15 protein-coding genes and 1 pseudogene are annotated in these 17,665 nt (G+C 57.5%); 7 read left to right on the top strand and 9 right to left on the bottom strand.

Features of this window, described 5'->3' with window-relative positions; all coding sequences use genetic code 11:
* Window positions 1–238 precede the first annotated feature (238 nt).
* The 5 genes from AC1DE4_RS27730 to AC1DE4_RS27710 all read right to left on the bottom strand — a co-directional run bounded on the left by AC1DE4_RS27730 (window position 239) and on the right by AC1DE4_RS27710 (window position 4,179).
* Window positions 239–1,057 (bottom strand): GNAT family N-acetyltransferase, encoded by an 819-nt coding sequence (locus AC1DE4_RS27730; protein WP_169681957.1) that lies wholly within the window; start codon window positions 1,055–1,057, stop codon window positions 239–241.
* Window positions 1,058–1,146: 89 nt separating this feature from the next.
* Window positions 1,147–1,998, bottom strand: a complete 852-nt coding sequence (locus AC1DE4_RS27725) for an alpha/beta fold hydrolase (protein WP_169681958.1) — start codon at window positions 1,996–1,998, stop codon at window positions 1,147–1,149.
* 12 nt (window positions 1,999–2,010) lie between these two features.
* Entirely contained in the window at window positions 2,011–2,481 is a 471-nt protein-coding gene (locus tag AC1DE4_RS27720; protein ID WP_169681960.1) for a nuclear transport factor 2 family protein, read from the bottom strand.
* A complete protein-coding gene (locus AC1DE4_RS27715; RefSeq protein WP_169681962.1) occupies window positions 2,481–3,110 on the bottom strand; it encodes a pyridoxamine 5'-phosphate oxidase family protein in 630 nt (209 codons plus the stop codon). Before AC1DE4_RS27715 ends, AC1DE4_RS27720 begins: the two co-directional genes overlap by 1 nt.
* Before the next feature lie 94 nt (window positions 3,111–3,204).
* Window positions 3,205–4,179 (bottom strand): alpha/beta fold hydrolase, encoded by a 975-nt coding sequence (locus AC1DE4_RS27710; RefSeq protein WP_169682067.1) that lies wholly within the window; start codon window positions 4,177–4,179, stop codon window positions 3,205–3,207.
* A gap of 417 nt (window positions 4,180–4,596) precedes the next feature.
* On the opposite strand from AC1DE4_RS27710, the gene AC1DE4_RS27705 reads away from it, so the two are divergent.
* The 3 genes and pseudogenes from AC1DE4_RS27705 to AC1DE4_RS27695 all read left to right on the top strand — a co-directional run.
* On the top strand, window positions 4,597–6,498 hold the full coding sequence (locus tag AC1DE4_RS27705; protein ID WP_018859102.1) for a PAS domain-containing sensor histidine kinase: 1,902 nt from the start codon (window positions 4,597–4,599) through the stop codon (window positions 6,496–6,498).
* A complete protein-coding gene (locus AC1DE4_RS27700) occupies window positions 6,495–7,118 on the top strand; it encodes a response regulator transcription factor (protein WP_018859103.1) in 624 nt (207 codons plus the stop codon). The genes AC1DE4_RS27705 and AC1DE4_RS27700 overlap by 4 nt, the downstream gene beginning before the upstream one ends.
* 318 nt (window positions 7,119–7,436) lie before the next feature.
* Window positions 7,437–7,953: pseudogene (locus tag AC1DE4_RS27695) on the top strand (hypothetical protein); the annotation flags it as partial.
* On the opposite strand, the gene AC1DE4_RS27690 reads toward AC1DE4_RS27695, so the two are convergent.
* The 3 genes from AC1DE4_RS27690 to AC1DE4_RS27680 form a co-directional block, all read right to left on the bottom strand.
* Window positions 7,839–8,468, bottom strand: coding sequence for a hypothetical protein (locus AC1DE4_RS27690; protein WP_169682068.1), 630 nt, complete (start codon window positions 8,466–8,468; stop codon window positions 7,839–7,841). The pseudogene AC1DE4_RS27695 and the gene AC1DE4_RS27690 overlap by 115 nt on opposite strands.
* A 94-nt stretch (window positions 8,469–8,562) precedes the next feature.
* Entirely contained in the window at window positions 8,563–10,269 is a 1,707-nt protein-coding gene (locus tag AC1DE4_RS27685; RefSeq protein WP_018859106.1) for an adenylate/guanylate cyclase domain-containing protein, read from the bottom strand.
* 667 nt (window positions 10,270–10,936) lie between these two features.
* The gene (locus tag AC1DE4_RS27680) at window positions 10,937–11,527 is read right to left on the bottom strand and encodes an NUDIX hydrolase (RefSeq protein ID WP_246733667.1); all 591 of its coding nucleotides are present in this window, start codon (window positions 11,525–11,527) and stop codon (window positions 10,937–10,939) included.
* A 252-nt stretch (window positions 11,528–11,779) separates the two neighbouring features.
* On the opposite strand from AC1DE4_RS27680, the gene AC1DE4_RS27675 reads away from it, so the two are divergent.
* From AC1DE4_RS27675 to AC1DE4_RS27660, 4 genes are all read left to right on the top strand, one after another.
* Window positions 11,780–12,610 (top strand): inositol monophosphatase family protein, encoded by an 831-nt coding sequence (locus AC1DE4_RS27675; protein WP_192306458.1) that lies wholly within the window; start codon window positions 11,780–11,782, stop codon window positions 12,608–12,610.
* A gap of 55 nt (window positions 12,611–12,665) precedes the next feature.
* Window positions 12,666–13,268, top strand: a complete 603-nt coding sequence (locus tag AC1DE4_RS27670; RefSeq protein WP_169681978.1) for a dual specificity protein phosphatase family protein — start codon at window positions 12,666–12,668, stop codon at window positions 13,266–13,268.
* A complete protein-coding gene (locus AC1DE4_RS27665) occupies window positions 13,265–14,953 on the top strand; it encodes a metallophosphoesterase (RefSeq protein ID WP_477884013.1) in 1,689 nt (562 codons plus the stop codon). The genes AC1DE4_RS27670 and AC1DE4_RS27665 overlap by 4 nt, the downstream gene beginning before the upstream one ends.
* Before the next feature lie 67 nt (window positions 14,954–15,020).
* The gene (locus AC1DE4_RS27660) at window positions 15,021–16,664 is read left to right on the top strand and encodes a Na/Pi cotransporter family protein (protein WP_169682071.1); all 1,644 of its coding nucleotides are present in this window, start codon (window positions 15,021–15,023) and stop codon (window positions 16,662–16,664) included.
* Here AC1DE4_RS27660 and AC1DE4_RS27655 read toward each other — a convergent pair.
* Entirely contained in the window at window positions 16,661–17,647 is a 987-nt protein-coding gene (locus AC1DE4_RS27655) for a LacI family DNA-binding transcriptional regulator (RefSeq protein ID WP_169681982.1), read from the bottom strand. The genes AC1DE4_RS27660 and AC1DE4_RS27655 overlap by 4 nt on opposite strands.
* Window positions 17,648–17,665 lie beyond the last annotated feature (18 nt).

The raw sequence follows: 17,665 nt of genomic DNA, 5'->3' as shown, positions 1-17,665 counted from the left end.
GATCGCGGTCGGAGACCGAAGTTACGGCAACGGCGACCGCTCGGATGGTGTCGCCGAGGATAAGTGCGCGACAACCGTTCAACACGCGTAACGCTCGGTCATCGAGGACGGTGTGGGTGCATAATTGGATTTAGAAGAGGACAACGTTCTTTCCGAATTCGAAGCGCTCGTCCGCCAAGCACGACAACTTGAAAGAAAGCAGCAACTCGAGGCTCAGAGCCATGGTGCTTGACGCATCTTATGAAGCATCCGTAAATCGGTAGTTCACTCTCGAGTAAATCTGTTCAAATCCGGTTGCGATGAGATTCGCGTGAGAGATGTTCGGCTCTTGGGCCGACGGCTGGGCGGTTTCGACGACGAATGTCTGGACGCCCTGACGGGCGCCATGATTTAGACGCGCAGCAATAAGAGCCTTCTGCGCGCCGCGATTACGAAATTCGGGAACTGTCGCGCCGCCGCCGAGCCATGCAAAGTTGCCTGACGCGTACATCGCACCTGTCGCTATCGGCTTGCCGCCTAGCTCAGCGAAAAAGCAAGTCCAACCTTCTTTCCCGACGATTGCAGACCAGAGCGGTATCAGCTTTACTGGAAAGTTAAATCCGGCACACATCATCGAACCGAAAATTTCGGCTTCGTCTATATTTACCTCTCGGGTGGTGACTTCTCCAGCGTGGGCGAGCGGAGCGGCTGGAGCTGCTCGTCGCAGCTTTGCCCATCCGTTCCCCTCAGGAAACAGGCCTCGTGTCCTTATCCAATCGAGTACCTGAAGAGGAACGACGTCGGTGTTCATTTGCAAATAGCGGCGGCCTGTCTTTTTGGTCATCCATTCGTAGGCCTTTTCGACGTCATCGAGCGCGGCAAGACCAAGAATGCGGTTGAGACCAATTGCGGGCGCTGAGGGCAGCGATATTGCGCAACCTGCACCCAGCTGCATGCAACAAAACTCAGCCTCGTCCACGACCGTCTGCGGTGCGATCATGAACAGGTCAACAAATGCTCTCACCTCAATGATATCTTCTTCGGGCACAAGTTGGCGCGAGTTTATTAGACGATCCATGGCAGTGTCCTTGAAAATTTCGATAAGACAGCGAGGAGGCGCCGCGGTTCGGCCAGGCTGGGGACGAACGCCGGCTACTGCAACGGCAGCTAGGTGAGGAAATTCACGATCGCAGCGGCGACTTCAAAGGCATGCGTCTCTAGTGCAAAATGCCCTGTATCGACGAAGCGAATCTCGGCATTCGGCAGGTCCCGTTTGAAGGCTTCTGCGCCGGCAGGTAGAAAGAATGGATCCTTGTCGCCCCAGATAGCCAAAAACTTCGGCTGGTTCTGGCGTAAATAGCGTTGGAACATCGGATATAGAGCGACATTGCTCGCGTAATCGAGTGCAATGTCGAGCTGGATTTCTTCAGCGTCCGGGCGCGCCATGAAGAAGGCATCGAGCGAATACCCGTCGGGAGACACCGTTGATAAGTCGGAAACGCCGTGTTCGTATTGCCAACGAATGGCGGGAGGTCTCATGATTTCCCGTAGTGCGTCCCGATTGGCCTCCGTCGGCTCGGACCAGTATCGCTTTATCGGGTTCCAGACGTCGCTCAACCCTTCTTCGTAGGCATTGCCATTTTGGGAGATAATCGCGGTCACCCGCTCGGGATACTCCATCGCGATGCGGAAGCCGATCGGTGCACCGATATCGAAAGCGTAGAGCGTAAATCGCTCGAAGCCCAAAACCTCAATGAACCTTTTTACGCAGTGGGCAAGATTGTCGAAGGTGTAGGCGAAATTTTCACGCGAGGGCGCCTGTGACTGACCGAACCCCGGTATATCCGGCGCGATCAAGTGGAACCGATCGGCGAGCAGTGGCATGAGATCACGAAACATGTGGCTTGAAGACGGAAAACCGTGCAGCAACAGCAGGATCGGTTTTGTTGGCTCCCCGGCTTGCCGATAGAACATCTCGCAACCGTCGATATTGATGCGGTGGTAGGTCGAACGCTTCATCTTGTCCTCGCTTTAAAAGCTAAAATCGCTGAGGCAGGGGTGTTCATCCGGTCGCCGGCCAAGCGGCCAGTGGAAGCGTCGATCCGCGGCAAGGATCGGCAAATCGTTGATGCAAGCGAAGCGTTTTTGCATGAGCCCATCGGCTCCGAACTCCCAATTTTCGTTCCCGTATGACCGAAACCAACTACCGCTGTCGTCATGCCATTCATAGGCAAAGCGAACCGCGATGCGATTGCCGGTAAAGGCCCAAAGCTCCTTGATCAGTCGATATTCGAGCTCGCGTTGCCATTTCCGGGTTAGAAAGCCAACGATCGCTTCGCGGCCGGTTACAAATTCCGAGCGGTTGCGCCACTGGCTGTCCTTGCTATAGGCCAGCGCTACCTTTTCGGGGTTGCTACTATTCCAGCCATCCTCGGCAAGTCGAACCTTTTCTGTTGCTGAAGCCGTTGAAAACGGAGGCAAAGGTGGACTTGTGGCGTCCATTATTTTTCTCCCAAGGCGGCGGCGAGCCGGGCACGCAGCTCTGTATTTTCCGATTCCAGTTGACCCAAACGCTCGCGCAACGGTGTCACCGCTTTCTCCACCTCGCCTTCGGTGTAGCGGGGGGTGATGTGCTGAGGGCAATTCCAGTCGAAAGCCTCCAGGCGTAGCCGTAAAATCCGCTCGGCCTTCGCCCGGTAGCCAGCATCGAAAACAAGGTCGGTCAGTGCCGGGTCGGCATCGAGTGCCAGCGTCTCGACATGCATATAGATCTTGAGACGGGCGCGTCGCGGATAATCGACTAAAAAGAGACAGGCCCGGTCGTTTGCGACAAAGTTGCCGGTGCTGATATATTGGCGGTTACCCCGGTAGTCGGCGAAAGCCAGCGTCTTGTTGTCGACGGCTTTGAGAAAGCCCTGCGGTCCACCGCGATGCTGGACATAGGGCCAGTCGGTTTCCGACACAGAGGCGATATAGAAGCTGTCTCGTGCGGCGATGAAGGCAAGTTCACTCTCGGTGAAACTATCAGACGCGCAATGGTGCTCGCCTAACCATATCTGATCAGCACCCATTTCAGCTTGGGCCTGCCGCACATTCGGAGTGATTGCAACTTCCAAAAAATGGTAAGGCATGGGTGCCTCCAAATTCGAAATATAGTATCCGCTATTCAGCGGTGCGACCTCGATTTGGCGGAGCTTCGGTCACGCCGCCGGCGACCATGGCTAGTCACTTCTTGGCGACGTTGCGATCCAGGAAGTCGTTGATAAGGGGAGCAGCGACATCCAACTTTTCTTCGAGCAAAAAATGACCTGAGTTCAGGATATGGATTTCTGCATCCGGTAGATCCTTGAGGTAAGGATGAGCGCCTGCCTCGGGAAAGATAAAATCGTTCTTGCCCCAGACGATGAGCGTGGGTGGCTTGCGCTCACGAAAGAAACGTTGGAAGTCAGGATACAGCGGCACGTTGGTTCGGTAATCGTACAGCATATCGAGCTGGATGTCCTTGTTCCCAGGGCGATCCAGAAGGGCTTGGTCGTGAACCCAGTTGTCCGGGCTAATGCGCGACACGTCTTCCATGCCGTCGGTGTACTGGAACTTGGTGGTTTCGAGCGTGAGCAAGCCGGAGAGCGCTTCGCGGCTCTTTGCTGATCCATCGGACCAGTAGGTCTTGATGGGATCCCAGAATTCCTTCAGTCCTTCATCATAGGCATTGCCGTTCTGGATGATCAGGCCGCTGACCCGTTCCGGATGCTTCAGCGCCAGGCGATAGCCGACGGGCGCACCATAATCCATGACGTACATCGCGTAGCTCTTGGCTTCCAGACGAACCATCAGCTTGTCGACGATGTCAACGGTCGCGGCAAACGTATAGGCATACGTACTGCGATCGGGAGTGGCGCTTTGCCCGTAGCCCGGATAATCCGGCGCGACGACATGGTACCGGTCTGCAAGAAGCGGAATCAGATTCCGGAACATATGAGACGATGTGGGAAAGCCATGAAGCAGCAGCACGACCGGAGCGTCGGCCGGACCGGCTTCCCGGTAGAAGATATCGAGGCCATCGATCTTTGCAGTTCGGTAGTGGATGGGAACCAGAGCCTCGCGAACATCTGTCGTGGCCTGCGCGGGAAACGCGGACACAACTGTTGCGGCAGTCATGCTGGCGGTCGCCAGCATCAGGCACATAATCAAGCTACGCATGATAGTCTCCTCATAAGTCGAGATGAAACGAAAATTCTGAATGAGGGTTGCTTTGGCCGTACTTGCCGAGCAATTGCCCGCGATAAACAACGTACCGGAGGCGACAGCCCCAGGTCGGACGTGTCAGTTGTGTGGAATTCGATGCACGTAAATCTTGGGTATGAACGCGCGGGCGGACCGGCCGTCGTCGTCGTTAATTAAGCGCCTCGATGGATAGGAGTAGGCTGGTTTTCGACTGCGCTCAATTGCGATCTAGGTCACTCGCAACTAGACAATGGCATTGCCGTCCTAGACCTTCGTCTATTGATTTGTCCTTACGCAACCCGCAGAAATCCCGTAACTATTTCCGGCGGACGATTGACCATCCTTCTACATTTCCTGACAGGAAGTCGTCCCGAACTCTGAACGGAGAGGGTTGTGGAACGAGAGCCGGAAACCGATCCCATTATCGACCTGATCCCCGCCATGGTGTGGTCAGCAACCTCGGAAGGCATGCTGGATTTTGCCAACCAGCATTTTCTCGAATTTATCGGTGCGCCGCTTGAGGAAATTTCCGGAGAGGGCTTCTACAAGTTGTTTCACCCTGACGACACGGCACATCTCGCTTCTGAATGGCATGCTATCATGGCCTCGAAGACTGCCAGAGAGGTCGTGGGGAGGCTCAAGCGCGCAGATGGCCAATATCGCTGGTGCACGCTTCGGCAGAAACCTCGGCTCGACGCCGAAGGAAATGTCACAAGATGGTATGGCGTCGTCCTGGATATCGAAGACCGCAAGCAGGCCGAAAACGCATTGAAGGAAACCAAGACTGCACTTGCGGCCAGCGAAGAGAACCTCAGCCTGATCATCAATTCGCTTCCGGTTCTCGTATGGTCTGCAAGACCGGATGGCAGCGCGGATTTTGTCAATAAAAGCTGGTTGGACTACGCAGGTCGCCCCGCTGATCAAATCCTCGAATGGGGTTTTTTGGACTTATATCATCCTGACGATATCCCAAGCATGGTGGACATTTGGAAGAGAGACCTTGAGCATTCCGACCACACCGTTCTGAAGGGACGCATCCGCGGAGCCGACGGCAACTACCGCTGGTTCTATTTCGCGGGCCGCAAGCTGGTTGATGCCAACGGAATCGTGCGTTGGTTCGGCTGCAATATCGATATCGAAGACCTACAACGTGCGGAGATTGCTCTCCGGGACAGCGAAGCTGCTCTTAGGGAAAGTGAGCATAAGCTGAATCTTATCATCAACACCATACCCGCGATGGCCTGGTCCTGCACCCCGGATGGACGGCTTGAATATTTCAATCGCAACTTGATCGATTATGTCGGTATGCCTTTTGATGAAATTGTCGGCTTCGGCTTCTATCGCATGTTTCATCCTGATGACGTCGAGCCGATGCGTGCGGCATGGGACGAGATTGTTGCTTCGAAAATAAGTCGCCCGGTCGATGCTCGTATCAGACGCGCCGATGGCGAATATCGATGGTTCAACTTGCGACAAAGCCCGCTGTTGGATGCAGACGGAAATGTTGTGAGATGGTACGGCGTCGTCGTTGATATCGAGGATCGCAAGCGGGCTGAAGAGTCCCTGCGGCAGAGCCAGAGTGACCTCGCGCACGTGACGCGGATGACGGCCACAGGGGAGCTTGCCGTTTCGATTGCCCATGAAGTCAACCAGCCACTGATGGCAATCGTCACGAGTGCTGGCACATGTCTGCGCTGGCTGCAACCGGGCCACACTGATCTGGAGCAGGCGCGGATGGCCGCCGAAAGGGTTGTTCGGGACGGACATCGCGCGGGCGATATTATCACGAGTATCCGCGCAATGGCTCAGAAATCACCAGCGCGAATGGAGCAGACGGATTTACAAGGTGCCCTGCATGAGGTGTTGAGTCTTTTGACGGGCGAACTGCAAAGGCGTGAGATAGAGGTCGGCCTCGATATGGGGGAATTGCCTATCGAAGTCGTAGGAGACCGGACGCAACTGCAACAGGTTGTTCTCAACCTGGTCATGAACAGCGCTGAAGCGATGACAGCTTCGCCAAGGGCAAAGCGCATCGCCATCAGATGTGCGGTTCAGAAACAGCGTGTAATCGTGAGTATCTCGGATACAGGCCGTGGGGTACCGGTCGGTGAGTTGGATCGGATTTTCGAAGCATTCTACAGCACGAAGGCCGATGGTATCGGAATGGGCTTGTCGATTTGCCGCTCCATCGTCGAAGCGCATGGTGGCCGGATCTGGGCTTCAGAGGCGGAAAATGGGGGAGGATCAGTGTTCTCATTCACCTTGCCAAGGGCGGAGGATACAGGCGCCGTATGATGGATGATCGCAAAAGAGGCCGGCCGACCGTCATCATCATCGATGATGACGAAAGTGTCCGCGAAGCTCTGAGAGGGCTTTTTGAATCTGTCGAATTGACCGCCGAAACCCATGGTTCGGTGACAGAGTTTCTTGCTGCGGATGATCCGGATCGGGCTGGCTGCATTGTTCTGGATATTCGCCTGCCGGGTCAAAGCGGACTGGAGTTTCAAGAGGCGCTCGCGAAAAGCCGACACCCCAGGTCTGTCGTGCTGATAAGTGCTCATGTCGACGTGGCGATGGCTGTCCGCGCCATGAAGGCCGGAGCAATCGATGTCCTTACCAAGCCAGTACGCGAACAGGACCTGCTCGAAGCCGTGAACCGCGCTTTGGCGAGTGATAGCGCCCGACGGGAAGAGGCAAATCAAACGGCAGCAGTGCGCCTGAGGTATTCCAAACTCACCGATCGAGAGCGGCAGATTATGACTTTGGTTGTTGCCGGGAAGCTGAACAAGCAGATCGCCGCTGAGGTTCAACTTGCCGAGGCCACCGTGAAGCTTCATCGCGGCCACATGATGCGGAAAATGCACGCATCCTCAGTTGCAGATCTGGTTAGGATCGCGAGAATTCTGGAGGGCTGAAATTAAGCTCTAGGAAAGAACGTGGGATAGACTGAAGGGGCCGCGGTCTTTCCTCAACTGGTGGCGATTGAATGATCTCGTCGAGGACGCCGTAAGCTGCCAGTCCGCCACCGGCCCCGTGAATTCTTGGGCTCACGCTTTTTCCTGAAGTGCAGCATGTTCGCTTTCCCTGCGTCGCTATCCAGAACTAGACGGTCTGAAGTCGGCCGGCCCCTTTGCTGCCGTTCGAGTTCGACCCGAGGAACGTGTGGGATATTCTAGAATGTGGTCCGAAGGCGGAAGGCGACAGACGCACACTGCGAGGGGCGCTGTAATCGCGCGCGCGCCATGAAAGGCCGCGATGGGAGATGGCTGATGACGGCCGGGCTGGTCCTTGTCCGCCAGAAGCCGGATTCGCGAAAGGTGTCATGTTCTTGACCATCGAGGACGAGGGCGGCCGGGCGAAGGTCGTCGTACTGGCAGCTTCGAGAAGCGCCGGCGCGTAGTGCTGGGATCTTCGATGGTGGCAATCAACGGCAAGATCCGGCGGGAAGGGGATGTCGTGCATCTCGTCGCGCAGCAGCTTTTCGATTTGTCGGGAGACCTGTCCGGTCAGGCGGATCGCGACATGTTCAAGCTGCCGACGGGCAGGGGTGACGAGTTCGCCCATGGTGGCGGGCCGGATCCACGCGACAAGCCGATGCCTGCGGTTCACCCTCGCGACATCTTCATGCGGTGGCACTACCGAAGGAGGCCGTCGATCCCGAACTCGTCCCATCCGATTAACCCGGTTGCGGCTTCATCGGGTCGTTCGGTTTTTTCTTTTTTCTTCAGCGAGCGCGTCAGCTTCGCCTGATACGCGGCCCGTCTGCGATTTTCCGCTTTAGCCGCAGCGTCGTCCTCGCGCCATTCGTCCACAGCGCTACGGTCGAGAAGATCTTCGACAACATGGGGGTCGAATACGTGAAAGGTGATCTTTCTTGCGCGCCCTTGCAGCCTGACCGTTCGTGTTCCAGCGCTGGGCAGGCGGCCGTCTTCGAGCCAGCGCTTCCGCTCTGATGCCGTGATGGTCAGGATATCCTCAATCTCCCTGGGAATGATCGGAAGGTCCGCGATGTCGTCGAGCGCCTTGGAAACGGCCGATGCCGTCGCTCTGAATGCTGTCTTCGAAGTCTCTGGCATGACAAGAATGAGCCCGCCTGCCTGCATGTCCAGCGATTTCCGGACTGGGGATGGTAGCCGGGAGCGGATTTCCTGTAGGATCCCTTTCACCCTGACACCAGATCCCAGGGTCGCCTCCACGGGAAGCGGCCACTCCCTGATCAGCTCGGGATCGTCGCTTTCCTTGTTTTTCGTCTTCGTCTTTTGCATCTCGCAGCAGATGGTGTCGAAAGGGGCGCGCGTCAACGGAACTTGGGATGATTTCCAACGTTCTCGAACGCGTCGCGATTGTCCCCACCCGCTGTCACATCTCCGGCAGGCCGGCCTTTCGGAACCCGTCGACAAAGTGGTCTCGTACGGATGCATCGCGCAGCGGCTGGGAGCTGAGCCAATGACCGATCGTGAAATGAGGGTGGGCGATCAGGAACAATTCTGCTTCTCGCCTTGCCTCCTCACTGTGGCCCAACTGCGCAAGCGCAGCAGCCAGGAATTTGCGTGAGTTGGTACGATACGTGTCTTCCCTGCGGAGTGTAGCGGTTGCCGCCTCATAGTCACGCGCGGCGTATTGCGCCTGCCCAAGATGACAAAGATACCAGCAGGTTGGGTAGGGATTGAGTCGCAAAGCTTTTTCGATCTGCGCTAGTCCGTCGGCAACCCTGCCGTCCAGCACGGACATGTCTGACATGGCGGCCCAGGTGTCGGCGTGGTTGGGGTCCAGCTCCAGGGCCTTGGCGAAGGCGGCCTCCGATTCCTCCCATCGCCGCTCATAAGCCAAAATGGTTCCCAGAACGTAACGGCAGCCGGCATCGTTGGGATCCAGGTCGACCGCCTTCTGCGCGAACGTCACCGCCATCCGACGGTTAGGATCTTCAGGCTCGCCGAAATGAGTCCAGGCAAGCCAACGGTTGTAGGCGAGCAGACCGAGCGCCTCGGCATATGATGGCTCGAGCTCAACCGCGCGTTGGAGCAGCATATAGGCCTCACGCTCAGTTTGCGGCGACTCTTCCGTCAGACGGCGGGCGCGCACACACAGATCGTAGGCCTCAAGGTTCTTCGGCCGATTGCGCTGCTTCGGGATGGTCAGCCGGCCGACGAGGGCTTCAACAATCTTGGCGTTAACTTCATCCTGTAACTCGAAAACATCTTCCACCGTCCTGTCAAACCGGTCGGCCCACAAGTGCTGGCCGCCAAGCGCATCGATCAATTGGGCCTTGATGCGGACACGGCCCCTCGCGCGTCTGGCGCTCCCCTCGAGGATGTAGCGGACGCCGAGTTCCTGGGCGACCAGCCGTACGTCAACCGGCCTGCCCTTGTAGCCGTTCACGGAATTGCGCGCGATGACGAACAGGCCAGCCGTACGGGAAAGGTCGATGATCAGGTCTTCGGTCAAGCCGTCGACGAAAGGCGCGTCCGCTTCGTCCCCACTCATATTCGTGAACGGCAATACAGCGATCGAGGGACATTCGGGCAGCGGCAATATGCTCTGCGGCACATCTGGCCAATGCCACACGTGGACCGGGCGAGTGAGGTTCTTTAGGTAGCGTTCGCCTCCATCAAAGAATTGGTCGCGGATCTTGCCGACGATCTCGCCGTGAACGTTTGCTGAAATGCAGATACCTCCCGGTGCGGCCTGCGTCTCGAGTCGCGCCGCGACATTGACGCCGTCGCCGAGGACGTCTGAACCGTCGTCAATGACATCTCCCAGATTGACGCCTACACGCAAAAGCAGGCGCCGGTCTCCGGGAGCCTCAACAGCAGTGGTGGCCCGTTGCATTTCCAACGCTGCTGCGACCGCGCCTACCGCGCTACTGAATTCGATTAAGAATCCGTCTCCCACGACCTTGAAGATGCGACCGTTGTGGCGCATCACAGCCGGCTCGATAACGCCAGAACGGAGTTCCCTGAGGTTCGCCAGCGTGGCGACTTCATCAGCCTCCATCAGGCGTGAATATCCCACCACGTCGGCAACGACGATGGCAGCAAGGCGACGCTGAAGAGATTGATCCGTCATAAGAGGACAAGCCTAACGACTGAGTTAGCAAGTTATTGTTCAACCGCGGGTGAGTCAACAAGTGCTAAGAGGTAGCGCCCTGGCGATCTCCATCTCCATCGAGCCGTCATCCTTCTTTCTACAGATGGCGCCGACGCGGACGACACGGAAATGACGATCCACGGAAAGCGGACGGTTCTTGGACGTCTGTGATCGCCGGCAAGCGGGGGGCTTCGGCGCCGGTTGAATTCGGACGCTCCGCTCAACCGAAATCGGGCAGGCTCCTGCGCTCGGGCAATAACCGCTATCGCATGCTGAATACATTGCAGATGTGGCCGGACATCCAGACCACGATGTCGGCTACTGGACGCACTATAGCAATACCGGAGAGCGCCAAGCCGCCAAGCGCTGGCAGCGGTCACGATGATGCAATTGCGATCGGCGCTACCGAATTGCGCGGGCGTTTGGCGTCGCATCATCTTCGGCGTCACCGGCGGATCCGAAGCCCAAACGGTGTTCGATCGATATCCTTGGTGTTCGGCGGTAGAATTCGCGCAATGATGCTACCTGTGGTCACCGAGCGCCATGCCGATTTGCCCATGAGGATCTTATACCGCGCACTGGCATACGAATCGGATGCGTGATCAAATCAAGTTAAGGACCGACGGTTCGATTCCGTTCAAGACCCTCATTCGTTTCCACATTGTCGCGATGGCTTTTCGTCAGGCACCAATGGGGGTTCTTGCTTCCTGCGCTTGCCTCTCGGCGTAAAGTCCACCAGCAGTGATTTGAGTTCCAGTTCACGAACCCGCCGGGCAGCTTCGTCCGGAGCAAGCCAGGCCATTTGCCGCTGCCCTTTTTCCTTGAACACGTTCTTCTGGTCCGTCACCTCAATTTGGAACAGGTCGACGATGATCGGCGCGATCTCGCCATCGTCGAGGAACTTGAGGTAGGTATAGCGGCCTACGGGTGTCTTGTGCACGACGCCATTGACGCCGGCCTCCTCCCAGGCCTCGATTTCAGCTGTCTCATATGGCTTCTTCCTTTTCATCGGCCAGCCCTTGGGCACAATCCATCGACCGGAATCCCGGGAGGAAATCAGGAGGACTTCAATGTTGCCGGTGTCATCGATGTAGCGGAAGCAGACTGCACCATATTGTTGCCGGAAGGCCGCAGAAAACAATTTTTCCGGTTCCCGCGCCAACTGCGCCAAGAGGGACGGACGGCTTCCCGGCGCTTCCACCTTCTGCTTTTTTCTCGGCATCAAATCGAGTTCCATGTTTTGTCAGACCCTAATAAGTCCTATCGGGTTAAGATAGGGTCGGAGGCGACGATCAGACGCTCGCCGAGTGTGCAAATGAACCTCTCACGTCGCGATTTCGTGGCCCGGATCGACACCGTGTAACACCGCGAACGCGTGAGCAAACCTGCAAGATATTTGACGGAGAATCCGTTTGGTGCCTTGCAAAACCATTATTGACGTATTTGCACGCGTGTGCAATATGAACGCGTGTGCAATTTGGAGGGCCTCATGCGCGAAGCCGAATTCTGTGAAGCTCAAGAACGCGTAGCGCTGTGCAAGACAGTGATCCGCTCAGCCGGCGAGCTTGTTCTGCAGGGCTTTCGAAAGCGGACGGCAACGTCGTCCATGAAGGGTCCTCAAGACTATCTGACCGAGACCGACGCCGCTTCCGAGGCGCATATCCGCGCAGTGATCGCCGAGCATTTTCCGGATGATCATTTTTTTGGTGAGGAAGGTGGCGGAGTAATTGGTGACAGGATCTGGGTGGTCGACCCGGTCGATGGTACTGCGAACTTTGCACGCGGGATTCCACATTTCTGCATTTCGATCGCCTACGTCGAGGCCGGGCAAACACAATTTGGCGCAATCTTCAATCCCGCGCTCGACGAACTTTACTTCGCCGAACGCGGCAAGGGCGCCACGCTGAACGACCGATCAATTGATACGGCCAGGACCAACAGGTTCGAGGCCGCCTCCATCGAGATGGGCTGGTCGACCAGGGTACCGAATGAGACCTACCTTGGTGTGATGGGCGAGCTGCTTGCGCTTGGCGCCAATGTGCGACGGGCAGGGTCAGGTGCCATGGCTCTCGCCTATGTCGCCGATGGCCGTTCCGACGGTTATGTCGAACTCCACATGAATGCCTGGGACTGCCTGGCAGGATTGCTGCTCGTCAGCGAAGCCGGCGGGGCCGTCTGCCCGTTTTTTGAAATTGGGACCCTGGAATTTGGTGGACCTGTGCTTGCGGCGGCGCCCGGGGTGGCCAGCGGCGTCAGCAATGCGGCCCGTATTCCGATTGCCGTTGCACCAACAGCTGACAGGCTGGCTGCCTCCGGCTGATGACAGTCACGAGGCGCCGGAACAAGCGTTAGCGTACCAACCAAAGGATTTCGAGATGGATGGACCAGTCTATTCGCGCCCGGCAATCAGCCTGATCACCGATGGCCTCGGCCCCCATGGCTCATCGCTTTACATCGGCGGCAGTGACGGGGCGAGCGATCTCGGTCTGCTTCGTCGGCATGGCATTACGACCGTTGTCAATTGCGCCGTCAATCTTGACATAAACTACGTGCGAGGTGAACCGGAGAGCGAAGACGTCAGGGCCTCAGGATATGGGGATATTCGCTACTACAAGGTCGGTCTGATCGACGGGGAGGGAAGTCCCGATACGATGATGCTCGGGGCTTATTACATCCTTGATGGTGCCCTGCGCCAGACCATGCCGAAGCGGCATACGTACCCCTTCGCTGATGGCGGAAACGTATTGGTCAACTGCAGGAGCGGCCGTAGCCGTTCTGTCGCGCTCGTGGCGCTTTGCATTTATAGGCAACAGCGCGACCTTTTCCCAACAATCGAGGACGCCATTTCCCACATTCGCGAGCGCCGTGAACTTCGCCCCGAAGAATGGTTCGAGACGCCCAAACCAATGCTTTTGGCGGCAGCGAAGCGAGCCTCGAACTGGATTGATACCATCGAACAAGGAGCGACCGGCGGATGAGCGTTCGCCGTTTCTCCGACATCGCGGTGATCGCAGACGCGCATTTCCATGAACTGAACAGCGATTTCTGTCTTTCAGGAGACACTGCGGACGGTGAAGGGATGTCCCTGCGCAGCTGGGCCGACACGCGTCAATCGACGCGTGTCTTCAATGAAAGTGCTGGCGCCTTAACAGCGGCACTTGACGAGGTCGCCAAGCGGCGTGTCCGCCACGTCGTTCTCCTTGGCGACTACACCGACGACGGGCAGAAAAGCACCACCGAAGCTTTGGCCAGCATCTTGAGACGGTACCGCGATGCTCATGGAACGGCATTCTACGCGTTGCCTGGTAATCACGACATCTTCGGGCCTTGCGGACGCCACCACACGAAGGAATTCTTGAAGGACAACGGCAATACCATCCTGATATCCAGCGACGAGACGCAGGCTGGACCGGGTACCGTGATCAACCGAGCCATGTATTGCGCCGGATATCCTGAAGGTCTCGGTCCGATGGCCGAGTTCGGCTACTTCAGGCGAGCGGAGTACCTCCACTGGGAAAGTCCCTTCGGGGGCTCCGACGCCTCGTGTGACCGTCTCTATGACGCTGCATCGCCTGACGGGCGGAATCAATACCGGCTGATGGATGCCTCCTATCTTGTCGAACCAGAAGACGGGCTTTGGCTCATGATGATTGACGCCAATGTGTTTGAGCCGCTGAATGGCGCGTTCGGGCGTGGAGTAGAGGCGGCATTTACCGACAGCACTGTCGGTGGCTGGAACGCAATGCTCCGCGCCAAGCCCTTCATCCTTTCCTGGATGAACGACGTCGCGCAACGCGCGCGGATGCTGGGCAAGACGCTCCTTACCTTTTCGCATTATCCGGCGCTGGATCCGTTCGACGGTGCGGCAGAGGCCGAGCGGTTCCTGTTCGGCGAGACGAATGTCGTGCGGCGCACACCTCGCCAGCCGGTCCAGGACGCGTTTTTCACAGTCGGCATAGAAGTTCATTTCAGTGGCCATCTCCATGTCGAGGGGCTGACCCGGAGGACACGCGCCAATCGAAACTTGACGAATGTCGCGGTTCCGTCGCTTGTTGCCTTTCCGCCTGCCTTCAAGGTCGTGACGCTCTCCAGCGACGAGATATCGGTCGCGGCCATCGAGCTGGCTTCCATTCCCGTCAATCCGGCAATCCTGGATGGATATGCAAGGGAAGTGGCATTTCGCGGGGAAGAGGTCGATCGATCGTTCGCCTCCAGCAGCTACGGTGAATTTTTGCGCGCGCACAAACAGGCGCTTGTCATCCATCGCTATCTTGCGAAGGAATGGCCGGCCCAGGTTGCGGCTTCAATTGCCGTCATGAACATTTGGGAAGCGGCCAAATGCGTGACAGACGCTCTGCCCGCTCTCGATCCTGCAACGATCGAACTCGCCAAAAGTGTTCCGATGACCGAGCTCATCGCTGATTGRTACTGCCTCAGGCAGGGCTCTTGCCTGGCCTTCGGTCATGTCGAGGCCGAGAGGCTCGCACTCTATCGCATCGTTGCGGCGTGCTGCGGGCAGCAACCGCAAGCCCATGACAAAACGACAGAGGGCTTCCTGGCGATCTTCTTCGGTGCATTGGGATCCTTCCTCGATCGCGCTCAGAATGCCGGTAAATCGGTTACGATAAAGTTTGACGACGTCATGGACAGAATGCCCGCTTGAGCGAGGCAAAAGTCCGAAGCGGGTGGGCGGCGTTAAGTGGCCGCCGCGGAAATAGTGAGTGATGCTAATGGAATCGGCGATTGTCAGCGTCAATCTCTTTGGCGCAGTTGCGCTCCTGCTCTTTGGCCTCAGCCAGGTCAAGGACGGGATGACACGTGCCTTCGGCGCGAAGCTTAGGGTTGGCCTGGCAAGGGGAACGCGCAGCGGCTTTCGCTCGTTGGTCGCCGGCTTCATTGCGACAATTGCCCTTCAGAGTTCGACCGCAACCGCGCTCATGGTAGCATCATTCGTCGAGCGTGACCTGATTGTCCCGGCAATGGCCCAGATCGTTCTGCTCGGAGCCAATATCGGCACGGCTGCCACAGCCTGGATCGTGGCGCTTGGTCTTGAGTGGCTGTCACCGCTCCTTCTTCTTGTCGGTGCTGTCCTGATGCGCCGGCGCTCGACGGCGGTGCAGGGGACCGGCGTTGCTTTGATCGGCGTCGGCCTGATGCTCTTGTCGCTTCATTTGCTTTCAGCAGCGACGGAACCCTTGCGCCAATCGCCGGCGCTGAGCGTCTTCATCAGGATGCTTGGAAACGCGTGGCCCGTCGCTTTGCTGTTTTCAGCATTCCTTGCCATCCTGGCATCATCGAGCCTTGCGGTCGTCGTGCTCATCCTGTCGCTCTCGGCAAGCGGTCAGGTCGACACCGGTCTAGTCATCGTGCTGATCCTTGGAGCCAATCTTGGCGGCGCCGTTCCCCCCGTGCTAGCAACGCTGAAAGCGCCTCCAAGCGCAAGGCGGGTCGCGGTTGGCAATCTGATCGTGCGCGCTGCGGGTGTCTGCCTTGCTCTGCCATTGGCAGGCTACGGTGCGTTGCTGTTGGAGGCGTCGCCGCTTCCACATCCGAATTTTGCAGTCGATGCGCACCTTGCCTTCAATCTCGCCCTTGCGCTTGTAGCCTGGCCCTTGTCGAGGGTACTCCTCAAGGCGACGAGCTCCCTATTGCCCGACCCGAAGATGGATGACAGCCAGACCAGTTTTCTAGATCGCAGCAACCTCTCGCATCCAGTCGCCGCCATGGCGGGCGCAAGCCGTGAAGCGATGGCGGTCGGAGACCTTGTCGAGCGAATGCTGTCGCAGGCAGCCAGCGCAAATACGCGCAATGACCAGGCAGAGCTCGCAGGCATCATCAAGCTTGAAGGACAGGTCGACCGCATACAGCATGACATCAAGGTCTACATCGCAAAGCTTGGTCACGATGGCCTGAGTACGGCCGAGCATCGGCAGTCGATGGATATCGTGGAATATGCAATCAATCTGGAGCATATCGGCGACATCATCGAAAAGGGGATCGCTCCTGAAATCGCCAAGAAGATCGACCGCGGTCTGCAGTTTTCTGAAGAGGGACACCGCGAGATAACGGCTTTATTCGCCCTGACACTCGACAGTCTTCGCATGGCACAGGCTGTCTTTTCCACGCGCGATCCGGATCTTGCCCGGCGCCTTGTCGAGGTCAAGGAAGAGGTGCGTCGTCTGGAGAAGCAATCTGCTGAACGCCATTTGCAACGACTTCGTGAAGGCCGGCTCGATAGCGTGCAGACAAGCTCGCTGCATCTCGATCTGTTGCGCGACCTCAAGCGGATACATGCGCATCTGGCATCGGTTGCGCATCCCATTCTCGACGATAGCGGCCTTTTGATCGAAAGCCGCATTCGCCAGGGAGTCTAGCGTGCCGTCGTGCGTTCTACCATTGTTACGGAAACGACTTGTAGCCTCGTTTCCGCCTCATCATTGTCCAGGGCGCCAAGCACTTTGTCTGTCAGTTCCTCGAGCGACTGGGCGACAGTTGTGAGCTGGTATCCCTTCCAGCCGGCTTGTGGAATGTCATCAAAGCCGATAATCGAGACCTCCTCGGGAACCCTGCGGCCCATCTCAAGGCGAGCAGCATCGAGAAAGCCCAGAGCAAGCAAGTCGGTAACACAGAAAGCACCGTCGATCGCCGTATCGGTGAGTAGTTCGCAACCGGCCCTATATCCGCTCTCGTAACTCGTCGGGCCATCGGACCAGGCCACGACCTCGATGCCTTCAATACCCATTCGCTGGCTAAAGGCATGGGCTCGCCGTGTCTGTGCCGGTGTCTGGCTGCTGCCGGAGACAACGGCAACCTTCTTGCATCCCGCCTCAACCAGACGCATGGCCGCGAGGTCCGCCCCATGTGAATCGTCGCTGAGAACCATGTTGGTGTCCGTGCGATCGAGCCTCTGATTGATGAGAATCAGTCGGACACCATTGGCAATGCACTCATCAACAATCGATGCGGGCGGCTCGCCGGACAGGACCACGATCGCCTGCACCCTGAACTCAAACAACAGCTCAATCAGCGGCGCGATGTCCTTGCGAGCATCGGCAGCATTTAGAAGCAAGCATTGCAGCCCGCGGCGCAAAAGCCCGATACTCAGAAGATCGAGCTGCTTCGAAATGAATGGAGAGCCGAGATTGGCACCGACAACACCGATCAGATTTGACCGATCGCTGTTAAGGCCCTGGGCCAGGCGATTGACCCGATAGCCGAGTTCCCGCGCGGCTTTCAGAACCTTTCGCCTGACAAGCTTCGAGACGCTCCCACCTGGAGTGAACGTCCGCGACACGGCGGAGCGGGAAACACCCGCCCGCTTGGCTACATCTTCAGCTGTTACAAACGTTGTTGCCATATGCCACTTTCAACAAAT

It is taken from the genome of Rhizobium sp. 10N414 (assembly GCF_056394785.1).
The sequence above is the reverse complement of the archived record's forward strand: the minus strand, read 5'-3'. Positions and strand labels throughout refer to the sequence as shown.